This is a genomic window from Actinomycetota bacterium, assembly GCA_040905475.1.
GTDB lineage: Bacteria > Actinomycetota > AC-67 > AC-67 > AC-67 > DATFGK01.
In genome coordinates this window covers 1-22,305 of the sequence record JBBDRM010000122.1, presented here as the reverse complement: position 1 = coordinate 22,305, position 22,305 = coordinate 1, and the positions used below count along the sequence as shown (strand labels likewise).

The window sequence follows — 22,305 nt, the reverse complement described above, 5'->3', positions numbered from 1 at the left end:
CCCTTCTTCGTCGCGTAGTCGTGGCGGTCGATCTTCGGGCGCATCTTCATCTCTTTGACCACGATCTGCGACTGCTTGCGCTTCGCCTCCTTGGCTTTCAGCGCCATCTCGTACTTGTACTTGCCGTAGTCCAGGAGGCGACACACCGGGGGCTTCGCTTGCGGAGCTACCTCGACGACATCCAGGTCCAGCTCCCGCGCGATCCGAAGCGCGTCTTGGAGCCGTACCACGCCGATCTGCTGCCCGTCGGGGCCCACCAGACGCACCTCGGAGGCCCTGATCCGATCGTTCACACGCGGCTCAGTTACGATCCAGCATCACCTCTTCCATCCTTGAGTAGACAACAAAACGGACGCCCGAAGGGCGTCCGACATCTAGCGCGAACCCGCTCGAGCGTTCGCTCGGTGGGTGAGGGCCGGAAACCCTTCTTGTGCGTACGTGACGCGAAGTATACGTGCCGCGGGTCGAGCGCGTCGAGGGGCGGTTGAGGGTTGCTCGGGGGAGCCCTAGATGCCGTTCCAGTCGCCGGTGGTGGTGGTGTCGATGTTGGGATCCCCATAGCTGAAGACCGTGATCTGGGGTGGTCCGGCGCTGTTGGAGTTGCGCAGATACCAGTCGTAGACGCCGCCGTTTGGTCGCGCCACCCCGATGGTCGCGATCCCATCCCCATTCCACCCTCCCACCACCGGCACGTCGCCGGGATACCCGTAGTTGAACGGGGTGTAGCTCGGCGTCCCCGCCGTGTTCGCGTTCCGAAGATACCAGACCAGATTCCCGCCGGTGGGCCGCGCGACCCCCACCGTGGCCAGCAGATCCCCGTTCCAGTCCCCCACCAGCGCGATGTCGGCGACGTAGCCATAGTTGAAGACTCCGATCTGAGGTGGACCGGCGCTGACATCGTCGCGCAGATACCAATCCAGATCATTCCCCGCCGGCCGTGCGACGCCGATCGAGGCCACTCCGTCGCCGTTCCAATCCCCCGCCACCGCCCGATCCGCGGTGTAGCCGTAGTTGAACGGCGTGTAGCTCGGTGATCCGGCCGTGTTCGAGTTGCGCAGATACCAGACCAGATCCCCGCTGCTGGGCCGCGCCACCCCCACCGTCGCATCCCCATCGCTATCCCAATCCCCCGGCCGCGGCCGATCCGCCAGATTGCCGTACAGGAAGTTCAGATTCGCCGTCCCGGCGGTGTTGGTGTTGCGCAGCTTCCAAAGCCAAGACCCCGAACTCGCCCTGTCACCCCTACCGTATCGGTGCCCGGAACATGATTCCCCGACCGATACGCGCCGTTGTGCACCGGAACCCCGTCATCGACTTGGGACAGCACGTCAGGATCCTGGAAGCTCGCCCGGATCGACTGACACATCCCCGGGACCCCCGAGGGAGTGCAGCTCTGCTGAACCTGGAAATGCACGTGATCGCCGCAGGTGTACCCCGACTCATCCGAAAGCCCGATGATCTGATACGAGGTGACCCATTGCCCCACCGAGACCGTCACCGAATTCTGCTTGAGGTGATAGTAGAGGCTCTCCGTCCCATCCGGATGCCCGATCCTCACGTAGTTGGCTTCCTCGCCGTAACTGTTGTCGCATTCGCCGACTCCTTGGTTCTCGCGGAGAGCCAGCACCACCCCCGTCCGTGCCGCGCGAACCGAGAAATTCACGGTGTAGGAGAAGTCCCAAGCGAACTCATCGTCCTCGCCCTCACCATGTGAGGTATCGCCGCCCCAGCCTTGCTCGACCGCCCCTACCGCGCCCGCATTCCACGGCAGCAGATAATATGGTCGAACATTCGCGTGCCCCGCAGCCTGCGCCGCCCCGCCAGCCGCGACAAGTAGCCAGGCGACCGCGGCCCCCATGACCAACAGCCGTCGCATCTATTGATCCTCGAACGACTCCACGATCTTGTCGTGAAGAGGTTGCAAGGTGGGCCCGTAAGACCCATCGTCGGCGACCCAAGAGATCGTGATCACGCGGCTTCCGCTGAAGAGAGCGACCTCATGAAAGATGCCGTCGCAAGTATCCCAGTCAAAGGAGACGGCGGGCCGGTCCGCGGCGGTCACCGAGGTTACGTCGGAAACGAACCGGAAGTACGCAGACGGAGAGCCGGTACTATCGCATTGGTCGAACGAGTGTTTCTCCACCCACGTTTCGAGCGAATCCGCATCCTTGACCCAAACCCGCAATATGATTTGACCGCGCGGGTATCGATCCGGCGGGAAGCTGCTGTCGACGAACCTCAGGTTTTGCAGCGATCCCTCTTTTGTCTCTCTCGGACCGTCTTCATAGAACGCGAAGTTCGGCGGGTACTGGACCGAGAAGCCGTAGGAGGGATCCGAATACGTGGGCCAACCCGACGTGGGAGAAGCCGACGGGGACGCCGACGTGGTCGGCGAGACCGAAGGAGACGGTGATGCCGTCGATGTCGAGGTGGGGGATGAGGATGGGGCTAGGATCGGTACCGCTTGGCCGCAAGCGACCGCGAACAGCAGCACCCCGACCGGCAACATCCCACGCAACCACCGCATGGCCGCTCCTCTCGGCGAGCCGACCCAGCAACCAGTCCGCTCCCCGGCCCGATTTTCGCCGGGGGGGGGCTGATGTCAATGCCCGATCGGGCGGTTACGCACGGAGTGTCACCCCGAGCGTATCCGGCCCGAAATCGAACGGCTCCGCAATCGCGGAGCCGTTCGCGGTCACGCGCGGAGCGGTTCAGGCAGGACGAACGTTGGCCGCCTGCTTGCCCTTGGGGCCCTCGACGATGTCGAACTCCACTTTCTGTCCTTCCGTGAGGGTTCGATACCCCTCCATCTGGATAGCGCTGTGGTGAACGAAAACGTCGTCGCCGTCGGGCCTCGAGATGAAACCGAAGCCCTTCTCGTTGCTGAACCACTTGACGGTTCCTTCTGCCACGTCCTGGCCCTCCCCGGCCGCGCCGCCCCGGCGTTCGAGGCACCCGCTCACGGCTCCTAAACGGCGGCGAGCCTAACATCGGATTCTCAGGCGAAGCAAGGAACCGAGACCGGTGAGCGGATCGCGCCAGATCGCCGCGATCAGGGGACGATCTTGGAGATCGACAGCTCGATGATGTCGGTTGCCCCACGCTCCTTGAGCTCCGGGATGAGCGTGTTGATCCGGGTCTTCTCGACGACGGTCTCGACCGCGTAATCGTGCTCGTCGGACAGGCGCGAGACGGTCGGAGACTTCATCGCGGGGAGGATCTCGAGGACGCCGGGCAGGCTCTCCTCCGAAACGTTCAGTTTCACCAGCACCTTCCCTCGCGCGGTCAAAGCACCCAAGAGAAGCGTCTTCAGATCCTCCATAGCCTGGCGCTTCACCGGGTCGGCTGCCGACGAGCGGTTGGCGATGATCACGGTTTGGGACTCGAGTAGCGTCTCCACGATCTTCATGCCGTGGCGCCGGAGCGTCGATCCGGTCTCGGTCAGCTCGACGATCGCATCGACGATCTCCGGGACCTTGGCCTCGGTCGCGCCGTACGACGTGAAGATCCGGACCGGGATGCCCAACTTGTCGAACACGCGCTGGGTGAGCGTCGGATACTCGGTCGAGATCTTCGAATCGCGCGGCAACTGGTCTGCCCGGTCGATGACGGAATCGCCGGCGACCGCGAGCACGATACGAACCGTTCCGCCACCGGCACGACCCGAATACGAGAGCTCGGCGAGGATGTCGACGTCGGCCTCGGTCTCCTCCACCCAGTCGCGGCCGGTGATGCCGAGGTCGAAGAATCCCTCCTCGACGTACCGCGGGATCTCCTGAGGCCGCAGGATCGAGACACGATCGATCCGCGGGTCGTCCACCGTGCCGTGATAGTCGCGATCGGAATTGCGGCGCACCGGCAGGTCGGCCGCCTCGAGCAGCCCGAGCGTCTGCCCCTCGAGCGAGCCCTTCGGAACCACGAGCCTCAGCATGGGCGCATGGTAGCAGCCCAACCAGGACGGTCTTGGGCATTGAAACGGCCCGCTCGCGGGGCGTATGGCCGGTTCAAAAGGGGAGGTGGGGCGATGGTTCAGCTCGACACGTCGCGGCGCAGCAGCGCCATCTGGATCGCGCTCTGCGCCGCGTCGTACCCCTTGTTGCCCTCGGCGCCCCCCGCGCGGGCTCGCGCTTGTTCCATGTCGTCGGTCGTCAGCAAGCCGAAGGCGATCGGCACGCCGGTGTCCAGTGCGAGCCGCTGGAGCCCATAGGTCGCTGCCTGGCAGACGTAGTCGAAGTGCGGCGTGCCGCCGCGCACGACGCAGCCGAGTGCGACGATGCCTTCGAACGGTGCGCTTTGCAGGAGCATCTGCGCGCCGATCGCAAGCTCGAACGCTCCCGGTACCCACGCCACCGCGATCTCCGGATCGGTGACCCCGTTCTCCGCAAAGCACTTGCGCGCGCCGTCGAGGAGTGCCTCCGTGATCTCCGCGTTGAACTCGGCGACGACGATCCCGAACATCATGCCCGAGGCTTCGAGCGTCGCTTCAGGGCTTTTCTTCCGACCCGCCACCCTCTCCTCCTTGCACCACGGCGCCGGCCGGATCGTCCAGGTCGAGGAGATGTCCGAGCTTCGCCTTCTTCGTCTGGAGGTAACGGATGTTGTGCTCGTTGACCCGCGACTGGAGCGGCACCCGCTCGATGATCGCCAGGCCGTATCCCTCGAGGCCGGCGCGCTTCGTCGGGTTGTTGGTCAGCAGCCGCATCGTATGGACGCCGAGATCCACCAGGATCTGCGCCCCGACCCCGTAGTCGCGGGGATCCGGCGGGAAGCCGAGATCGGTGTTCGCCTCGACCGTGTCGCGCCCCGACTCCTGCAGTCGGTAGGCGTGAAGCTTGTGCAAGAGCCCGATCCCCCGCCCCTCATGGCCTCGCAGATACACGATCACGCCGCGGCCCTCTTCGGCGACCTGGTCCAGCGCGTCCTCGAGCTGGCTGCCGCAGTCGCAGCGCAGCGAATGGAAGACGTCTCCGGTGAGGCACTCGGAGTGCATGCGGGTCAGCACCCGCTCGCCGTCGCCGATCTCCCCCATCACCAGCGCGAGGTGATGACGCTGGTCGACCATCGACTCGTATCCGAACACGCGGAACTCTCCGAACCGCGTCGGGAGCTTGGCTTCCACCTCGCGCCGCACCAGCTTCTCCTCGCGGCGGCGGTGCGCGATGAGGTCGGCGATCGAGATGATCTTCAAGCCGTGATCGCGAGCCACCGACTCGAGCTCGGGCAGCCGCGCCATGGTGCCGTCCGCGTTCATGATCTCGCAGATGACGGCACCGGGGTACAAGCCGGCGAGCCGCGAAAGGTCGACGGCAGCCTCGGTGTGCCCGGCGCGCTTCAGAACGCCGCCGCGTTGCGCCCGCAACGGGAAGATGTGTCCCGGCTTGCGGAAGTCCTCGGGGCGCGCGTCGGGGTCCAGCACCTTCTTGACGGTGGCGGCTCGCTCGTGGGCCGAGATCCCGGTTCCTCCGGTGGCGAGATCGATGGAGATCGCGAACGCCGTCTCATGGGTCTCCGCTTTCTCCGGGACCATCGGCGGGATCCCGAGCCGGTCGAGCCGGTCGGCCACGATGGGCATGCAGATCAGGCCACGGCCGTGGGTCGCCATGAAATTGATTGCCTCCGGCGTGATCTTCTCTGCTGCGACGACGAAGTCGCCTTCGTTCTCACGGTCGGGGTCGTCGACGACGACCACGATCCGTCCCGCCTTCATCTCGTCGAGCGCTTCTGCGATCGTGGCGAAATTCATCTGATCCTCTAGCGCCGTCGGGTTGACCGCTTCGGCGTGCTCCGTTTCGCCGCGCGCTTGGCGGGGACGGCCTTCTTCTTCGTCTTCGGAGCAGCCGCCGGCTTGGATGCCGGCTTCGCGGGAGCCGCGAGGGGCTTCGCCGACGGGGGCGCGGGCTTGGCTGCCTGCGGCACCGGGATCCGAAGCGCCTGCGCCGCGAGCGGCTCGGGCCGGGGCGGCGGCGGTCCGACGAGTTCCGCGAGCGACGGCTCGCGGAACGGCGTACGAGCCGACAGATGGCGCTCGACATACTTCGAGATCACGTCCACCTCGACGTTGACCGCCGCTCCTTGCAACTTCTTCCCGAGCGTCGTCGTCTCCACGGTATGCGGGATGAGCGCAACGCGGAACCGGTCCTTATTGACGTCCATGATGGTAAGGCTGACGCCGTCCACCGAGACGGATCCCTTCGGAGCGAGGTAGCGGGTGAGCTCGAACGGAACGGTCACCTCGAGCATCTCCTGCGCACCGACGCGTCGGCGGGAGCGGATCGTACCGACGACGTCGACGTGTCCTTGGACGATGTGGCCGTCGAGCCTGCCGCCCGCGCGCAACGGCAGTTCGAGATTCACTTCCTCTCCCGGCTGAAGCGTCCCGAGGTTCGTCCGCGCGAGCGTCTCGGGGACGAGATCGCAAGCGAATGAGTCCTCGATCCGCGCGGTCACGGTGACGCATGCACCGTTGACGGCGACCGAGTCGCCGATCTTCACCTCCGCGACGACGTCGGGCGCGCGCACCTCGAGCCTCGCCCCTCCGCCTCTGCGGAGGACCCGGACAACGGTTCCCATGCTCTCCACTATTCCTGTGAACAAGATCAGCTCCTCGGGTAGGCCTCGATCCTAAGGTCTGCGCCCACATGTCGGACGCTGCCGACCCGCAGGTCGCGGGCGTCGGCGATCGTGGGAGCAACCAGTGCCGCAACCGCGCCGGGTCCTCCGCTCCCCAGAAGCTTCGGCGCGACGTAGAACACGAAACGATCCACGAGATCTCGCTCCACGGCGTCGCCGAGCAAGGTCGGGCCTCCTTCGATCAGCACGCTCGCCAGGCCCCGCCGGCCGACCTGCTCCAAGACGGCGGCCAGGTCGACGCGACCGTCGCGCGAAGGGAAGCGCAGCACCTCGGCGCCGCGCGCCTTGAGACCGTTCACCGCGTCCTCGGTCGCCTTGTCGGTCGTGGCGATCAGCGTGGGGGCCGCATCGTCCAGGACCGCCGACTCGGCCGGCGTGCGAGCGGCGGAGTCGACGACGACGCGCAGTGGCTGGCGGCCGCGAAATCCACGGAGCCGAACCGTGAGCTTCGGATCGTCGCGGACGACGGTGGAGACACCGACGATGATCGCGTCCGCTTCCGCTCGCAGCCGGTGCGCGTCGCGCCGAGCGGACGGTCCGGTGATCCATTGGGATGAGCCGTCCGCGGCCGCCGCCCGTCCATCGAGCGAGATGCCCATCTTGGCGGTGACGAACGGGCGGCCCGTTCGAACATGCTTGGAGAACGCTTGGATGAGGCGATCCGCGTCGGCCTCCAGGACGCCCGCCTCGACCTCGATGCCCGCGCCCCGCAGCGCGGCGATGCCGCGTCCGTCGACCGCCGGATTCGGGTCGGTCGTTCCGACCACCACCCGCGCGAACCCGGCCGCGATGACGCGAGGTGCGCACGGCGGTGTCCGGCCCTGATGCGTGCACGGCTCAAGCGTTACGTACAGCGTCGCGCCCCCGGTGAGCTCGCCGGCAGCCTCGATCGCGACGATCTCCGCGTGGGGGCTGCCGGGGCCCTTATGGAACCCCTCCGCCACGGCCTTGCCGTCGCGCACGACCACCGCACCGACCGGAGGGTTCGGGCTGGCCAGGCCGCGGCCTCGCTCTGCCAGGCGGAACGCCCGGCGCATCCAGGTTGCGTCCGTGCTCCTCATCACCTTTCTGACGGCGCTCGGAGCAGGACGGCACGGCCGCGGTTGGGTCTCCGATCCTGATCGGGACCGGCCCGGGTCATGCGCCCTCTCCCATCCGGACTGTCACCGTCGGCTCCGGGATCTCACCGGATCAGCCGGTCCGAGGATCGAACCGGGTCGCGGGCTTTCACCGCCGGTGGGGACTTCCACCCCGCCCCGAAGGCGCTCTTGGAAGCCAGCATACCAGGGGCGAATCTGACGCCCCGTCAGATACCTTGCTCGGTCAGCTCTCGTCTGCGGTGCGGGTTCGGCGATCGAGCGCGAACACGCTCCCCTGCCGGCGTTTCGCCACCGATTTCATCTCGGTGGCCGCGTCGACGAGCTGCCGGTAGTCGTCGAAGCCACCGTCACCGGACGAGCCCACGCCGAGCGAGATCGTGAGCAAGGGGTAGCGGATCGCCTCGCCCTGCCGGTCCTGTACCTCGATGAACCCTTCCCCGGCATCGGCCGGGTCGTAGAGACCGCCCGCTCCTCGATCGAATAGCTCGATGGTCTTCTGACAGACGGACTCCGCTTCATCAGCCGGGACCACGATCACGAAGTCGTCTCCCCCGACGTGCCCGACGAAGGCGTGCGGCGACGACTCGGCAACCTCACGCAGCACCTCGGCGGTGTATGCGATCGCGCGGTCGCCCCGGAGGAAACCGTAGTGGTCGTTGTAGGCCTTGAAGTTGTCGAGATCCGCATAACAAACGGCGATGGCTTCGCCGGACGCGAAGCGATGCCGGATCTCATCCTCGATCGCCAGGTTGCCCGGCAAGCCGGTGAGCGGCGAGAGCGCACGCATCTCTTTCGTACGACGGAGGGTCGAGCGTACGCGCGCGATCAGCTCCATCGGATCGAACGGCTTTAATACGTAATCGTCGGCGCCGGAGGTAAGCCCGACGATCTTGTCGGCGGACAGCGACTTCGCGGTCAGCATGATCACGTTCACATGGCGCGTCCGGCCGTCCGCACGGATGCGGGTGCAAACCTCGTATCCGTCCAGCTTCGGCATCATGACGTCGAGGAGCACCAATGCCGGCATGGTCTCCAGGACGAGCCGGAGAGCTTCCTCGCCGTCGACGGCCGTGATCACCTCGAAGCCCTCGAGCTTGAGGTTGACCTCGACCAGGCGGAGGATCGCGGGATCGTCGTCGGCGACGAGGATCGTCTCGGCCATCAGCGGTTATCGCCGTCGTAGGTTGCCATGAGCCGGCGAAGCTCCTCTGCAGCGGTCGAAGCGTCCGATTGCCCGAAGATGGCGGTGGCCGCGCCGAGCACGTTGGCCCCGGCTTCCAGGCACAGCTTGGCGGTCTCGATGTTCACTCCCCCGTCGACGGAGATGTCGAGCGGGAGCCCGCGGGACTCGACGTACTCTCGCGCGGCGCGGATCTTCGGCAGCACGTCATGGAGGAACGCCTGGCCGGCCCAGCCGGGATGCACCGTCATGATGTTCAAGACGTCGATGTCCTCGAGGAACGGCACGCTCGACTCGAACGACGTTTCAGGGTTGATCGCCAGCCCGGTTTTCAAGCCGAGATGGCGTGCCCGTTGCAACACCGGACGAGGATCCGGAGCGGCTTCGAGGTGCCACACCACTGAGTTCGCTCCCGCCTCCGCGAACTGCTCCACCTGCTGCTCCGGTCGGTCGACCATCAGGTGACACTCGAGCGGAAGCGAGGTGACGCGGCGCAGCGCCTTCACGACGACCGGTCCGATCGTTATCGGCGGGACGAAATGGCCGTCCATGACGTCGACGTGCAGCAGATCGGAGTACTTCTCCACCGCCGCCACGTGGTCGGCCAGATGCGCGAAGTCGGCCGCGAGTATCGACGGTGCGAGCTTGTATGCGATCAAAATCACCCTTCGTGGTCGAGCCGGCGCCCGGATTTTACTCGCCGGGACTGCGGGTTACAGGGAACCGAACGTCTCGCCGGCCCGGGGACGGTGACCGCGGACGAATGCGGAGGCTTCGAGCCTTTTCGCCCCTTCCTGCTGCAACTCCTGCACCTCTAGAAGGCCGTCACCGGTTGCGACGACGAGACGGTCCTTCCCGGCATCCACGACGGCGCCGGGTTCTGCCGCCGCGCCGTCGATCGGGCGCGCTCGCCAGAGCTTGATCCGCTTCTCGCGGAAGGTTGAGTGCGCGCCGGGAGACGGGGCGAGCGCTCGAACGAGGTCGGCGATCTCAAGGGCGGGTCGTCTCCAGTCGATCGTACCCTCCTCGGGCTTGATCTTTGGGGCAGGCGAGGCGAGCGCCGGGTCTTGCTCGACGGGCTCCAGGGTGCCGGCCTCGAGGCCGTCCAGGGTGTCCACGAGCGCACGGGCGCCGATGGGCGCGAGGCGTTCGAGAAGCGATCCGGTTGAGTCGTCGGGATCGATGCGCTCGCGGATCTGCACGAGCATCGGTCCCGTGTCGACCGTCGGCTCGAGGAGGAACGTGGTGACGCCCGTCTCGGTCTCTCCGGCCATGATCGCCCGCTGGACCGGCGCCGCGCCCCGGTAGGCGGGCAGGAGTGAGAAGTGCACGTTCACGGTGCCGCGCAGCGGCACGGCCAGCACTTCCGGCGGAAGGATGTGGCCGTACGCGACGACGGCACACACCTGCGGCCGGAAACCGGCGAGCGTTCCGGCGAAGCCCTCGTCGCGCGGGGAGGACGGTTGGAGCACCGGCAGGCCGGCCTCGAGCGCCCGCACCTTGACCGGCGAAGGTTGCGGAGTTCCGCTCCGGCCGCGCGGGCGGTCGGGCTGGGTGACGGCGGCGGCGACCTCGTGTCGCGAGGCCAGCAGAGCGTCGAGCGCGACGGCTGCCGGCTCAGGTGTACCGAAGAAGACGACCCGCACCGCGTCTCACAGCGCGCGGGCCGGATCGCCGGGCGGCGCATCCGAGATCCCGAGCTCGGCCTCGCGGATCGTGCGCATCGCTTCGCGCCGGCGTTCCGGATTCAGGCGGTCGACGAACAGCACGCCGTCGAGATGATCGATCTCGTGCTGGAAGATGCGAGCCAGGAACCCCTCGGCGTCGCGTTCGATCGGCAAGCCGTCGAGCTCCTGCGCCTTCACGCGGACGCGCATCGCTCGAACCACGGGGAAGTAGATGCCCGGGATCGACAGGCAGCCTTCCTCTCCTTCCTGGGTCTCCTCCGAGCGCCAGACGATCTCCGGGTTCGCGTACGCCCCCGATTCCTCGCTGGAGTCGAACGTGAACAGCCGCCGCGGGACGCCGACCTGCGGCGCAGCGAGACCGACGCCGGGCGCCGCGAGCATCGTCTCGCGCATGTCGGCGGCGAGCGCGGCGAGCTTGTCGTCGAACTCGGTGACGGCGGACGCGGGCGACCGCAGGATCGGGTCGCCGAAGCGCCGGATGTCGAGCTGACCCATCAGGGCAACACCTCTCTCGGATCGACGTCCACCCGGAACGGCTCGCCGGACGAACGCCAGGCCTCGACGAGCGGCCGGAGCCCGTCCAGGAGCTCCGCCCGCGACGACGTTCGCACGACCACGACCGCGCGTCCGCCTCGCTCCAACGGGCCGAGCACCTCGCCGCCGGGCACCGCGTCCGAAACCGCCTTCGCGGCTTCGTCTGCGCGCGCGGCGGGAGCATCGATGCGCGCCAGGCTCGCGAAGGGAGGATACCCCGTTTCCCGGCGCCGAGAGCTTTCGAAGCGGTACAGCGCCTCGACGTCCCAACGGACGAGCGCGCGGATCGCGGGGTGCTTCGGTTCCGCGGTCTCGACGACGACCGAGCCGCCGGCCGCCCACCGGGCGACGTGCCACCAGGTGGCGAAGGCCTCCTCGGTGCCCCGGAACTCGGGGACGGCGAGCGCCGCGTCGGCTTCGACGATCGCCACGATGCCGACGCCTCCGACCGCCAGGTCCTTCGCGATCACCGGGGTCGCGACGATGCAGTCGGCCTCGCGGATCGCCGCCGCGAGCTCCTCGGGAGGCGTGCGTGCGTCGAGCCGAGCCGGCGTCTTGGTCGGGAGCGCGCGGAACGTCCGGGAGGCGATCGAGCGGGAAGCGTCCCCCGCGCGGTGAGCCAAGAGGACCACCCGCTTCCCCGACTCGAGCGCCGCGCGACACCGCCGCAGGGTCTCGGCGTGCGGAACGTGCCGCGAAGGTTCGCGTGAGCGATCGACGACGGTCACCGGCGGCCGGGCGCGGAGCAGCTCGGCCCGCGGAAGCCCGACCGGGGCCAGCACGCCGCGCTCGGCCGCGGCGCCGGCTTCGATGCTGGGCGGGGTTCCGACGGCGACGAAAACGGCTCCGGCCCTCCGGGAGCGCTCGTGCGCGACCGGTCGCGCGTTGATGCGAGGTGCGCGACGTTCCTTGTAGGAGACGTGCGCCTCGTCGTCCACGACGACGAGGCCGAGGTCCGCGACCGGCGCGTACACTGCCGCCCGCCCGCCGACGGCGATCCGCTTGGCGCCCGACCGGAGGGCGAGCCAGTCCCGATATCGCTCGCGCGCGCTGCGATCGCTTCCGAGCCGGGCGACGGCGTCCCCCATCGGCGCCAGGGCGTCGATCGTCTCCCCCGCGACGCGCACCTCGGGGACGAGCACGAGCACCCCACGTCCCAGGGCCGCCACCGATGCAACGAGCGCGGCGATCTCCTGCGCCTTGCCGGGGCCGGGTCGCCACGAGAATCCTGCGTGTCGGCCGCCCTCGATGGCGCGGGCCAGGGCGTGGCCGCCACGGTACCGCTGCAGCCACGTCAGCGACCGGGCGCGAACGCGAAGCGCGACGGCCGGCTCGACGGACTCCTCCTCCACGACGCGGTCGGGCACCGCCGCGGCGAGGGCCTCGCCGAGGGTGGACAGGTAATGCGACGACACCCACCGGCACAGCTCGACGGTCTGCGGGTCGAGGCCGGGGCCGAGGGTGTCACCAACGTTGAGCGTCCGCGCGACGTCGGACTCCGCCAAGAGCTCGACCACGATCCCCTCGCGGTTCTTCCGACGGAAGGGAACGCGGACGCGCGCTCCGACATCGAGCGTCATCCCATCCGGGACTCGGTACGTGAAGGCCCGATCCAGATGGGAAAGCGACGGATGGACCAGGACGACCGAAGCGAAGCTCGTCATGGCCTCCGGTCGGTCAACCGAAGGCTAGATGCAGCTCTTCAGATCGTCGGCCCGGCCCGCGTGCTCCCAGGTGAACTCCTTGGCCTCACGGCCGAAGTGACCGTAGGCCGCGGTCTTCTGGTAGATCGGCCGGCGCAGGTCGAGGTCTCTGAGGATCGCCGCAGGACGAAGGTCGAAGACCTCCTTGATGCACTTCTCGATCTTCTCGACGGCGACGTTCTCCGTGCCGAAGGTCTCGACGGTGACCGACACCGGGTGCGCGACGCCGATCGCGTACGCGATCTGGAGCTCGCAGCGCTCCGCGAGTCCCGCGGCCACGACGTTCTTCGCGACCCAGCGCGCGGCGTACGCGGCCGAGCGGTCGACCTTCGTCGGGTCCTTGCCCGAGAAGGCGCCGCCGCCGTGGCGCGCCATGCCGCCGTAGGTGTCGACGATGATCTTGCGACCGGTGAGGCCGGTGTCGCCCTTCGGGCCGCCGACTTCGAACTTCCCGGTCGGGTTCACGAAGAGGCTGTACCCGTCGAAGTCCAGACCCACGTCGTTCAGGATCGGATCGACGACGTGCTCTCTGATGTCCGGCGTGAGGAGCGTCTCGATGTCGATGTCGGGCTGGTGCTGCGCGCTCACGACGACCGCGTTCACGCGCACCGGCTTGTTGTCCTCGTACTCGACCGTCACCTGCGTCTTTCCGTCGGGCCGGAGGTACGGCACGAGACCGACCTTGCGCACCTCGGCGAGCCGGTGCGCGAGCTTGTGCGCGAGGTAGATGGGCATCGGCATCAGGACCGGCGTCTCGTTCACCGCGTAGCCGACCATCATCCCCTGGTCGCCGGCGCCCTGCCCGTCGAGTTCGTCGCTCCCGCCGGCGCGCTCTTCGTACGCGTGGTCGACGCCCTGCGCGATGTCAGGGGACTGCTCCTGGATGGCGACGATGACGCCGCAGGTCTCACCGTCGAATCCGTACTTGGCTCGTGTGTAGCCGATGTCCATGATGACGCGCCGCACGAGCGAGGGAACGTCGACGTAGGTCGAGGTCGAGATCTCACCGCCGATGACCGCGAGGCCGGTCGTCACGAACGTCTCGCAGGCAACGCGGCCGAAGGGATCATCTTTCAGGATCGCGTCGAGGATGGCGTCGGAGATCTGATCGGCCATCTTGTCCGGGTGCCCTTCGGTGACGGACTCGGACGTGTACACCCAGCGTCGGGACATCTGCTTCTCCTTGGAGGTTTTCGGGGACGGTTTCGGGCCGAATTATAGGTTGGAGGCCTCCCGGAGGGTAGAGGGCAACGGTAAGAGTTCGCTTTCGGAAGCTTTTCTCCCGCACCGCCACCTGCGAAGACGCACCAGCCATTCCGCTAAGATTTCGGCGCCCGGCCGGCCGGCCGGGGCCTCAGAATGCGATCGGAAACGACGGTCCGCCGTACGAGTCCGGCTAGCGTCTCCGCGCTTGCGCGACGCGATCGCAGATGCCGCGCGCCAGGGATCGCTTGGTCTGGAGCGGGAGCTCATCCTCGGTTCCGTCGGCGCCGAGGATGACCGCGGCGTTGTCGTCCACCTCGAACCCCCGGCCCTGCCCGACGGTGTTCACGACGATGAAGTCCAGGTGCTTGGCGGCGAGCTTCTTGCGTCCCTGCGCGACGGCGTCGTCGGTTTCGGCGGAGAACCCGACGAGGAGCTGGTGCGTCTTCGTCCGGCCGAGCTCGGCCAGGATGTCGTCGGTCCGCTCGAGCGTGATCGTGGGGAGGCCTTCGTCCTTCTTGATCTTCGAACCGGCGGCGTTCACGGGACGGAAGTCCGCGACGGCGGCGGCCTTCACGACCACGTCCGTCTCGGCGAAGCGACCGAGGACGACGTCTCGCATCTCGGCCGCGGTCCGGATCCGAACGACCTCGACGCGGTCGGGATCCTCGAGCCACGTCGGTCCGGTGATCAGGGTTACCGCGGCGCCTCTGAGGGCGGCTTCGGTCGCGATCGCGAAGCCCATCTTGCCGCTGGAGCGGTTGCCGATGAAGCGGACGGGGTCGATCGGCTCCTGCGTCCCGCCGGCCGTCACGAGCATCCGAACGCCGGCGAGGTCGCGGCCGTGCGCGAACGTCTCGGCCACCGCCTCGACGATCGACGCCGGCTCCGCCAGCCGTCCGATGCCGTCGTCGCCGCCGGCGAGTTCCCCGGCCTCGGGGTCGACCACGGTAACGCCGCGCTCCCGCACGGTCGCGAGGTTCGCGCGCGTCGCCGCGTGCTCCCACATCTCGGTGTGCATCGCCGGCGCTACCACGATCGGGCAGGTCGCGGTGAGCAGAACCGCCGACAGGAGGTCGTCGGCGAGACCGTTGGCCATCTTCGCGAGCACGTTCGCGGTGGCCGGCGCGACCAGCACGAGATCGGCTTCTCTCGCCAGGCGCACGTGGAGAACCCGATCCTGCTCGTCGAAGAGGCCCGTATAGACCGGACGCTTCGTCAAGGATGAGAACGTGATCGGGCCGACGAACCGCGTAGCGGCTTCGGTCATCACGACCTGGACCCGAGCGCCGCGCTTGGTGAGCAGACGGGCGACCTCGACCGCCTTGTAGCAGGCGATCCCGCCCGAGACCCCTAGAAGGATCCGGGCGCCCCGGAGGGCGCCCGCGTCGATCTGGGGCCGGCCGGGCACTTGATCCCTTCAGCCGGCCGATGACATTCCGGTTCGGCCCCGACTTCTCGCGTGGCCTCGAGGTCGAGCCGAGCGCGGGCGGGTGGGCCATCCACGGAGCGGTTTCGTATCGAACGCCCGCGTCGATCTGGGGCCGGCCGGTCACTTGATCCCTTCAGCCAGCCGTTCGTAGGCGACCTTCTGCGCGGAGATCTCCTTCAACGCAGTCGAGAGCGCCTTGTCGTCGGGCGCGTGCGGGACGAGGGGTGGAACGTACTCGCCGATCCCCTCACCCAGCTGGCTGTAATAGGCGTTGATCTGGCGCGCCCGCTTGGCGGCCATGATGACCAGGGTGTACTTAGAGTCCACCTGGTCGAGCAGCTCGTCGATCCTCGGTTCCATCATCGTCATCTTTGCCATCACCTCGTCGAGCGGGCCTATCGCTTCTCGCCTTGAGGGCCCTGCTTCAGTATACGGTTAACCTGATCGACCGCTCGTTCCAGCTGGTCGTTGACCACCCGGTGGTCGAACTCCCCCGCCGCCGCGAGCTCCTCCTTCGCCGTCTCGAGCCTTCGCCGGAGGCGTTCGTCGTCCTCGGTTCGGCGGGCTCGGAGACGGTTCTCGAGGGCCTCCCAGGAGGGGGGCTCGAGGAAGATCGTCACCGCGTCCCGACGCCGGGCCTTCACCTGTCGGGCGCCTTGGAGGTCGATCTCGAGCAGCACGTCGCGCCCCTCGCCCAGCAGCCGCTCCACGGGCTCGCGGGGCGTGCCGTACCGCTCGCCGTGAACAACGGCCGACTCGAGAAGCTCGCCGGAGGCGCGGAGGCGCTCGAACTCGTCCGGCGAGACGTGCTCGTAGGCCTTTCCGACGCCGTCCCCTGGTCTCGGTGGACGCGTCGTGCGAGACGTGACCGTCTCCAGATCGGGCCTTCGGCGCAGGATCGCCTCGGCGATGGTGCTCTTGCCGACCCCGGAAGGGCCGCTCAGAACGATGAGCCGGCCTCTAAAACGTGCCGCCTTCCAGGGGCCCTCCCATGGGAGCGTCGGGAGCCGGAGCCGCCTCGGCTGCCGGGGCCGACGGTGCTGCTTCCGGGGCTCCGCCCTCTTTGCCGGCGCCGAATTCGGCCAGCAAGGCCTCCTTCTGCTTGGCACCGAGGCCGCGAACCCGGCGGGTCGACGAGATGTCCAGCCGCTCCATGATCTTGCGGGCCCGAACCTTGCCGACCCCCGGGAGCGACTCGAGGACGCTGGCGACCTTCATCTTCCCGATCGTCGTCTCGTTCGTGGGCTGGCTCAGGATCTGCGGCAGGGTCAGAGTGGCGTTTTTGAGCTGCTGCTTGATCTCCGCGCGCGCACGTCTGGCTTCTGCGGCCTTCTCGAGGGCCTGCTTGCGCTGCTCCTCCGTTAGCTGAGGAAGCGCCATGGCCAATCCTCCTTCGCGAGGCCGTCTAAGGACGGCGCGACTATACCACCGGGGTGGGACGATTCCAAACGTTTGCGCAGGTCAGCGCCCTGAGGACCCGGAGGCGGCCGGGTTTGACAGTGATCGGCTGCCCGGAGTATGCAGCGGCTCTCCTCGGGCGCACAGCGGGCATTCCGCCGGATCCCATGAGGCTGCGGCCACCTCGAGGAGGGCTTCGAGGTGGAACGGAGGCTGTCCTTCGGAGCGGTCGATCAGCGAGGCGACGCCCGCAATGACTCCACCGGCCCGCTCGACCAGACGGATCACCTCGGCCGCCGAGCCCCCGGTTGTGATCACGTCCTCGACGACCAAAGCGCGTTCGCCGGGGCCGAGCGTCTGCCCGCGTCGAAGCGCCATCGCACCGTCGACCCGTTCGGTGAACAGGAACCGGCACCCGATCTCAAGCGCCACGAGGTTGCCGATCAGCAGCCCGCCGAGCGCTGGCGAGACGACCAAGCCGACCCGGTCCCCGCAGCGATCGGCGAGCGCGTTCGCGAGTGATGCCGCGACACGCGGATGTTCCAGGACCCGCGCGCACTGGACGTAGGTATCCGAATGACGCCCGCTCGAAAGCTTGAAATGACCGGACGAGATCGCGCCGTGCCGTTCGAAAAGCTCGCGTACCTCGCTCGGGTTCACGCGCGGATCCCTTCGACGATCGCTTGGGCCGCGGCCCGCGGATCGTCGGCGCGGGTTACGGGCCTGCCGACGACCAGGTGCGTCGCGCCGGCGGCGATCGCTTCGGCAGGGCCGAGGCTGCGCGCGTGCTCGTCGTCGTCCGTGCCGGCCGGCCGCACGCCGGGCGTCACGATCAGGAACTCCGACGGGACGACCGCCCGCACACGCTCGACGTCGAGCGGCGCGCAGACGACACCGTCGCACCCGCTCTCGGCGGCGAGCTTGGCGAGCGCGGGAACGGCCTCGCCCGCGGGAGGCAAACCGAGCTCGTGGAGATCGTCGTCGCTCAAGTGCGTCAGGATCGTGACCGCGAGCAGCTTCGTGGACGAGGGTTTGGCCGCCGCCGCCGCTTGCATCATCGCGCGGCCGCCGAGCGCGTGAACGTTGACCATCCAAGGCGCCACGGGCTCGAGCGCGCGAAGCGCTCGGCCGACCGTCGTCGGGATGTCGTGCAGCTTGAGGTCGAGGAACACCGGCGCGTCGAACGCCGTGACCGCGAGCGGTCCTTCGGAGCAGAACAGCTCGAGCCCAACCTTCACGCCGCCCGCCGCGTCCCCGATCGTCTCGGCGAGCGCCGACGCCTCTTCGAGCGTCGGAACGTCGAGCGCAACGATGAGCGGGTTCGTCATCCTTCCACCTTCACGCGGCCGCGGATCTGGTCCAGGCGGGTGATGCCGTTCGTCTCCAGGAAGCGTTCGATGCCGAGGCGCACCAGCTCGGTCGCGCGAGGCTCGTAGAAGTTCGCCGTCCCGACGGCGACGGCGGTCGCGCCGGCCAGGATCAGCTCGACGGCGTCCGCCGCGGACGCAACGCCGCCCATGCCGATGATCGGGACGTGCGGCATCGCCTGGTGCACCTGCCAGATGCAGCGCACCGCGATCGGGCGGATCGCCGGCCCGGAAAGGCCGCCGGTTCCCGTCGAAAGCTTCGGCCGGAAGGTCGTGGTATCGATCGCCATCCCGAGCGTCGTGTTGATCAAGGAAAGGCCGTCGGCGCCGGCCTTGACCGCGGCATCGGCGATCGTGACGAGGTCGGTCACGTCGGGTGAGAGCTTCGCGAAGACCGGGACCATCGCCTGCTCGGACACCGCGGCGCAGACCTCGGCGGTTCGCTCGGCGGACAGGGCGAACATGAAGCCTCGGTCCTCGAGGTTCGGGCACGAGAGGTTCAGCTCGATCGCCACGAGCGCCGGCGCTTCGCGGAGTCGTTCCGCGCAGGCGACGTACTCCTCGACGTTCTGGCCGCCGATCGACGCGATCGCCGGCACGTTCCGCTTGTCGAGCCAGGAAAGATCCTTCGCGATGAACGCGTCGACGCCGGGGTTCTGGAGGCCGATCGCGTTGAGCATCCCGCTCGGGGTCTCCGCTCCCCGGGGGGGTGCGATGCCCCGCCGCGGCTTCAGGGTCACGGTCTTGCACACGATGGCGCCGAGCCTCGTCAGGTCGACGAACCGGCTCATCTCTTGGCCGGATCCGAAGCAGCCCGAAGCGGTGAGAACGGGCGATGAGAGGCGGATCCCGGCGAGGTCGATCGAGATGGCGGGTGCGGTCATCCCCACGCCACCGCCGATCCGTCGAAGACGGGGCCTTCCGTGCAGGACCGATCGAATCGCGGCTCGCCGGTCCCGGTTGCGATCGGGAGGACGCACGTCCAGCAGACGCCGATCCCGCACGCCATGAATTCCTCGACGGCGACCTCGCACGGCACCCCGAGCTCTCGGGCCCGCGTGGAGACCGCCTCGAGCATCGGCAGAGGGCCGCACGCGGCGATCCGCGACGCGCGCGTCCGCGCTGCCAGGTCGTTGAGCGCGTCGGTGACGAGACCGCGGATGCCGAGTGACCCGTCGTCGGTCGTGAACGTGACCGAGTCGAAGATCCGATCCGCGATGTCGGCACCGAACACGCGCGCGGCGCGCGCGGCCCCGAGCACGCCGTGCACCTCTATCCCGGCGGCGCGCAGGCGCTCGGCGAGCAAGAACAGCGGAGCCGCGCCGTATCCCCCGCCGACGGCGATCACCGGACCAGAGCCGTCCAGCGAGAAGCCCGTGCCGAGCGGGCCGACGATGGACACCTCGTCGCCGAGCGCGCGCCCGGCGAGCCAGCTCGTTCCGGCGCCGATGACGTCGAACGCGACCGAGACCGCGTCTCCCTCGACGCGGAACACGGAGAACGGGCGCCGGAGTAGCGCACCCGACGACAGCATCACGAACTGTCCGGGGATCGTTCGTCGGGCGATCTCCGGAGCGCGAAGCGACAGCACCTGGTAGTCGCCGACGCGCTCGACGCCGATCACGCGCGCCTCGGCGACGGTCGCCTCCGCGAGCGCTGCGCTCACCGCGTGTACTCCTGCAGGCTCATGACCGTCGTGTCCGCTGCGAGAAGCTCCTCGATGCCCTGAACGGCGGCCTGCACGGCCGAGAGCGTTGTGATGCACGGGATGCCGTACCGGACGGCGGCGGTCCGGATGTAGTCGCCGTCGCGGCGGGGTCCGCTGCCGGAGGGCGTGTTGATCACGAGCGCGATGTCTCCCGCGGCGATCAGGTCTCCGACGTGGGGACTCCCCTCCCCGACCTTCGGCACGATCTCCAGCGGCACGCCGTTCCGCTGCAGCGACGCGCCGGTCCCTTCGGTCGCCAGGATGCGGAATCCGAGCGAAGCGAGCCGCTTCACCGGAAGGATGATCGCCCGCTTGTCGCGGTCCCGGACGCTCACGAACACGGTTCCTGATCGCGGCAGCCGGGCGTCGGCGGCCTCTTCGGCCTTGGCGAACGCGACGCCGAAGGTCCGGTCGATCCCCATCACCTCGCCGGTGGACTTCATCTCCGGCCCGAGGAGCGTGTCGACCCCGGGGAACCGCGCGAACGGGAGAACCGCTTCCTTCACCGCAGTGTGCTTGAGGCGATCGGCGTGGAGGGCGTCGTGCTCGGGCAGGATCCCGGCGGCTCGCAGCGAGGCGATCGACTCCCCCACCATGACCCGCGCAGCGGCTTTCGCCAGCTGCGCGCCGGTGGCCTTGGCGACGAACGGCACCGTGCGCGACGCCCGTGGGTTCGCCTCGAGCACGTACAGCGCGCCGTCCTTGACCGCGAACTGAACGTTGATGAGCCCGCGGACGTCGAGCGCGCGAGCGATGGCTCCGACGGCGTCGCGGATCAGACCGATCTGCGACTTGGACAGGGTGTGGGGCGGCAGCACGCAGGCGGAGTCGCCGGAGTGCACGCCGGCCTCCTCGATGTGTTCGAGGACGCCTCCGAGGTAGAGCTCGGCGCCGTCGTAGAGCGCGTCGGCGTCGACCTCGATCGCGTCCTCCAGGAAGCGATCCAGGAAGACGGGGTGGTCGGGCGAGATCGCCGTCGCCGTCGTCACGAACCCGGCCAGGGTGTCGGGCTCGTAGCAGATCTCCATCCCGCGGCCGCCGAGCACGTAGCTCGGACGCACCAGCACCGGATAGCCGATCCGCTCGGCGATCTTCTCCGCTTCTTCGACGGAGTGCGCGAGGCCCCAGGGAGCGTGCGCCAGCCCGAGCTCCTTCAACACATCGCCGAACCGGCCGCGATCCTCGGCGAGGTCGATCGCGTCCGGTTGGGTCCCGAGGATCGTCACGCCGGCTGCCGCGAGCCGGCCGGCCAGCTTCAGCGGCGTCTGCCCGCCGAGCTGAACCATGACTCCGATCGGGTTCTCGGCCCGGACGATCGCGAGCACGTCCTCGAACGTGAGCGGCTCGAAGTACAGCCGGTCGGATGTGTCGTAGTCGGTGGACACGGTCTCGGGGTTGCAGTTGACCATGATCGTCTCGTACCCGGCTTCCCGGAGCGCGAACGATGCGTGGACGCAGCAGTAGTCGAACTCGATGCCTTGGCCGATCCGGTTCGGACCCGACCCGAGGATCATGACCTTCGGCTTCGTGCCGGGGCGCACCTCCGACTCCTCTTCGTAGGTCGAGTAGTAGTAGGGCGTGTAGGCCTCGAACTCGGCGGCGCAGGTGTCGACGGTCTTGAAGACCGGCTCGATCCCGGCCATCGTGCGCTCCTCGCGAACCTCGTCCTCGTTGCGCCCGGTCAGGTGCGCGAGCTGGAAGTCGGAGAAGCCCATCCGCTTGACACGCCGGAGCGACTCCGGATCGAGCGCCGCCGCGACCGCGATCTCGCTTCGCGCGCGCGAGATCTCCGCGATCTGATGCAGGAACCACGGGTCGATGCCGGTGGCCAGCGCGACGTCTTCGACGGATGCGCCGGCGCGAAGCGCCGCCTCGACCCCGAAGATCCGGTCGGGGCTCGGCTTCGCGATCTGCTCGAGCAATTCCTCCTTCGTGCCCTCCGGGTCCTTCCCGTCGCCGTTCAGGCCCATGCGGTCCTGCTCGAGCGAGCGGATCCCTTTCTGGAGGGCTTCCTTGAACGTGCGGCCGATCGCCATCGCCTCGCCGACCGACTTCATGCTCGTTCCGAGGATCGCCGGGGTGCCGGGGAACTTCTCGAAGGCGAAGCGTGGGATCTTGACCACGACGTAGTCGATCGTGGGCTCGAAGCTTGCGAGCGTCTCGCGGGTGATGTCGTTCTGGATCTCGTCCAGCCGGTAACCGACGGCGAGCTTCGCCGCGATCTTGGCGATCGGGAAGCCGGTCGCCTTGGAGGCGAGCGCGCTCGATCGCGATACGCGGGGGTTCATCTCGATGATGACCTGGCGTCCGGTCGTCGGATCGACCGCGAACTGGATGTTCGAGCCGCCGGTGTCGACGCCGA

The 22,305-nt window shown here is 68.3% G+C and carries 23 protein-coding genes, 1 pseudogene and 1 riboswitch; all 24 genes and pseudogenes read right to left on the bottom strand.

The features are described from left to right. Positions 1–311 (bottom strand): translation initiation factor IF-3 (gene infC / locus WEB06_14690; protein ID MEX2556860.1); only part of this gene is annotated, 311 nt, incomplete at its 3' end. 195 nt (positions 312–506) lie between these two features. Next, on the bottom strand, positions 507–1,094 hold the full coding sequence (locus WEB06_14685; protein MEX2556859.1) for a hypothetical protein: 588 nt from the start codon (positions 1,092–1,094) through the stop codon (positions 507–509). A 74-nt stretch (positions 1,095–1,168) separates the two neighbouring features. Next, positions 1,169–1,876, bottom strand: coding sequence for a M23 family metallopeptidase (locus tag WEB06_14680; GenBank protein MEX2556858.1), 708 nt, complete (start codon positions 1,874–1,876; stop codon positions 1,169–1,171). An 835-nt stretch (positions 1,877–2,711) separates the two neighbouring features. After that, positions 2,712–2,912, bottom strand: a complete 201-nt coding sequence (locus WEB06_14675; GenBank protein ID MEX2556857.1) for a cold-shock protein — start codon at positions 2,910–2,912, stop codon at positions 2,712–2,714. A gap of 140 nt (positions 2,913–3,052) precedes the next feature. Then, positions 3,053–3,931, bottom strand: coding sequence for an ATP phosphoribosyltransferase (hisG, locus tag WEB06_14670; GenBank protein MEX2556856.1), 879 nt, complete (start codon positions 3,929–3,931; stop codon positions 3,053–3,055). Positions 3,932–4,029: 98 nt separating this feature from the next. Beyond that, positions 4,030–4,461: a 6,7-dimethyl-8-ribityllumazine synthase gene (gene ribH, locus WEB06_14665; protein MEX2556855.1), complete on the bottom strand. Its 432-nt coding sequence runs from the start codon at positions 4,459–4,461 to the stop codon at positions 4,030–4,032. Between the two features lie 22 nt (positions 4,462–4,483). Beyond that, the gene (locus tag WEB06_14660) at positions 4,484–5,743 is read right to left on the bottom strand and encodes a bifunctional 3,4-dihydroxy-2-butanone-4-phosphate synthase/GTP cyclohydrolase II (protein MEX2556854.1); all 1,260 of its coding nucleotides are present in this window, start codon (positions 5,741–5,743) and stop codon (positions 4,484–4,486) included. 8 nt (positions 5,744–5,751) lie between these two features. Beyond that, positions 5,752–6,594, bottom strand: a complete 843-nt coding sequence (locus WEB06_14655; protein ID MEX2556853.1) for a riboflavin synthase — start codon at positions 6,592–6,594, stop codon at positions 5,752–5,754. 2 nt (positions 6,595–6,596) lie between these two features. Next, entirely contained in the window at positions 6,597–7,691 is a 1,095-nt protein-coding gene (gene ribD, locus WEB06_14650) for a bifunctional diaminohydroxyphosphoribosylaminopyrimidine deaminase/5-amino-6-(5-phosphoribosylamino)uracil reductase RibD (GenBank protein ID MEX2556852.1), read from the bottom strand. Between the two features lie 78 nt (positions 7,692–7,769). Then, positions 7,770–7,898: riboswitch (FMN riboswitch) on the bottom strand. Positions 7,899–7,953: 55 nt separating this feature from the next. Then, complete coding sequence (locus WEB06_14645) at positions 7,954–8,892, bottom strand: response regulator (protein ID MEX2556851.1); 939 nt, start codon at positions 8,890–8,892, stop codon at positions 7,954–7,956. Beyond that, positions 8,892–9,566: a ribulose-phosphate 3-epimerase gene (gene rpe / locus WEB06_14640; GenBank protein ID MEX2556850.1), complete on the bottom strand. Its 675-nt coding sequence runs from the start codon at positions 9,564–9,566 to the stop codon at positions 8,892–8,894. The genes WEB06_14645 and rpe overlap by 1 nt, the downstream gene beginning before the upstream one ends. Positions 9,567–9,623: 57 nt before the next feature. Beyond that, positions 9,624–10,556 (bottom strand): methionyl-tRNA formyltransferase, encoded by a 933-nt coding sequence (gene fmt / locus WEB06_14635; GenBank protein MEX2556849.1) that lies wholly within the window; start codon positions 10,554–10,556, stop codon positions 9,624–9,626. 6 nt (positions 10,557–10,562) lie between these two features. Further along, the gene (def, locus tag WEB06_14630) at positions 10,563–11,093 is read right to left on the bottom strand and encodes a peptide deformylase (GenBank protein ID MEX2556848.1); all 531 of its coding nucleotides are present in this window, start codon (positions 11,091–11,093) and stop codon (positions 10,563–10,565) included. Beyond that, a complete protein-coding gene (locus tag WEB06_14625; protein ID MEX2556847.1) occupies positions 11,093–12,796 on the bottom strand; it encodes a hypothetical protein in 1,704 nt (567 codons plus the stop codon). The genes def and WEB06_14625 overlap by 1 nt, the downstream gene beginning before the upstream one ends. A 24-nt stretch (positions 12,797–12,820) precedes the next feature. After that, entirely contained in the window at positions 12,821–14,008 is a 1,188-nt protein-coding gene (gene metK / locus WEB06_14620; GenBank protein MEX2556846.1) for a methionine adenosyltransferase, read from the bottom strand. 223 nt (positions 14,009–14,231) lie between these two features. Further along, the gene (gene coaBC / locus WEB06_14615; protein ID MEX2556845.1) at positions 14,232–15,449 is read right to left on the bottom strand and encodes a bifunctional phosphopantothenoylcysteine decarboxylase/phosphopantothenate--cysteine ligase CoaBC; all 1,218 of its coding nucleotides are present in this window, start codon (positions 15,447–15,449) and stop codon (positions 14,232–14,234) included. Between the two features lie 141 nt (positions 15,450–15,590). Continuing rightward, positions 15,591–15,848 carry a DNA-directed RNA polymerase subunit omega gene (gene rpoZ, locus WEB06_14610; protein MEX2556844.1) on the bottom strand — a complete coding sequence of 86 codons (258 nt, stop codon included), beginning with the start codon at positions 15,846–15,848 and terminating at the stop codon, positions 15,591–15,593. Positions 15,849–15,865: 17 nt separating this feature from the next. After that, on the bottom strand, positions 15,866–16,579 hold the full coding sequence (gene gmk, locus WEB06_14605) for a guanylate kinase (protein MEX2556843.1): 714 nt from the start codon (positions 16,577–16,579) through the stop codon (positions 15,866–15,868). Then, positions 16,545–16,850 (bottom strand): annotated as a pseudogene (gene mihF, locus WEB06_14600) (integration host factor, actinobacterial type). Before mihF ends, gmk begins: the two are co-directional and overlap by 35 nt. 81 nt (positions 16,851–16,931) lie before the next feature. Continuing rightward, entirely contained in the window at positions 16,932–17,528 is a 597-nt protein-coding gene (pyrE, locus tag WEB06_14595; GenBank protein MEX2556842.1) for an orotate phosphoribosyltransferase, read from the bottom strand. After that, positions 17,525–18,196, bottom strand: coding sequence for an orotidine-5'-phosphate decarboxylase (gene pyrF, locus WEB06_14590; GenBank protein ID MEX2556841.1), 672 nt, complete (start codon positions 18,194–18,196; stop codon positions 17,525–17,527). Before pyrF ends, pyrE begins: the two co-directional genes overlap by 4 nt. Continuing rightward, positions 18,193–19,119, bottom strand: a complete 927-nt coding sequence (locus WEB06_14585) for a dihydroorotate dehydrogenase (GenBank protein MEX2556840.1) — start codon at positions 19,117–19,119, stop codon at positions 18,193–18,195. The genes pyrF and WEB06_14585 overlap by 4 nt, the downstream gene beginning before the upstream one ends. Continuing rightward, positions 19,116–19,901: a dihydroorotate dehydrogenase electron transfer subunit gene (locus tag WEB06_14580; GenBank protein ID MEX2556839.1), complete on the bottom strand. Its 786-nt coding sequence runs from the start codon at positions 19,899–19,901 to the stop codon at positions 19,116–19,118. The genes WEB06_14585 and WEB06_14580 overlap by 4 nt, the downstream gene beginning before the upstream one ends. Then, the coding region (gene carB / locus WEB06_14575; GenBank protein MEX2556838.1) for a carbamoyl-phosphate synthase large subunit at positions 19,898–22,305 on the bottom strand (2,408 nt) is incomplete at its 5' end. The genes WEB06_14580 and carB, both read right to left, overlap by 4 nt.

Coding starts and splice junctions, on each gene's coding strand:
- WEB06_14680 (MEX2556858.1), bottom strand. CDS start 1,876: ATGCGACGGCTGTTGGTCATGGGGGCCGCGGTCGCCTGGCTACTTGTC.
- hisG (MEX2556856.1), bottom strand. CDS start 3,931: ATGCTGAGGCTCGTGGTTCCGAAGGGCTCGCTCGAGGGGCAGACGCTC.
- ribH (MEX2556855.1), bottom strand. CDS start 4,461: ATGATGTTCGGGATCGTCGTCGCCGAGTTCAACGCGGAGATCACGGAG.
- WEB06_14660 (MEX2556854.1), bottom strand. CDS start 5,743: ATGAATTTCGCCACGATCGCAGAAGCGCTCGACGAGATGAAGGCGGGA.
- ribD (MEX2556852.1), bottom strand. CDS start 7,691: ATGAGGAGCACGGACGCAACCTGGATGCGCCGGGCGTTCCGCCTGGCA.
- WEB06_14645 (MEX2556851.1), bottom strand. CDS start 8,892: ATGGCCGAGACGATCCTCGTCGCCGACGACGATCCCGCGATCCTCCGC.
- def (MEX2556848.1), bottom strand. CDS start 11,093: ATGGGTCAGCTCGACATCCGGCGCTTCGGCGACCCGATCCTGCGGTCG.
- WEB06_14625 (MEX2556847.1), bottom strand. CDS start 12,796: ATGACGAGCTTCGCTTCGGTCGTCCTGGTCCATCCGTCGCTTTCCCAT.
- metK (MEX2556846.1), bottom strand. CDS start 14,008: ATGTCCCGACGCTGGGTGTACACGTCCGAGTCCGTCACCGAAGGGCAC.
- rpoZ (MEX2556844.1), bottom strand. CDS start 15,848: ATGGCAAAGATGACGATGATGGAACCGAGGATCGACGAGCTGCTCGAC.
- pyrF (MEX2556841.1), bottom strand. CDS start 18,196: ATGACGAACCCGCTCATCGTTGCGCTCGACGTTCCGACGCTCGAAGAG.
- WEB06_14585 (MEX2556840.1), bottom strand. CDS start 19,119: ATGACCGCACCCGCCATCTCGATCGACCTCGCCGGGATCCGCCTCTCA.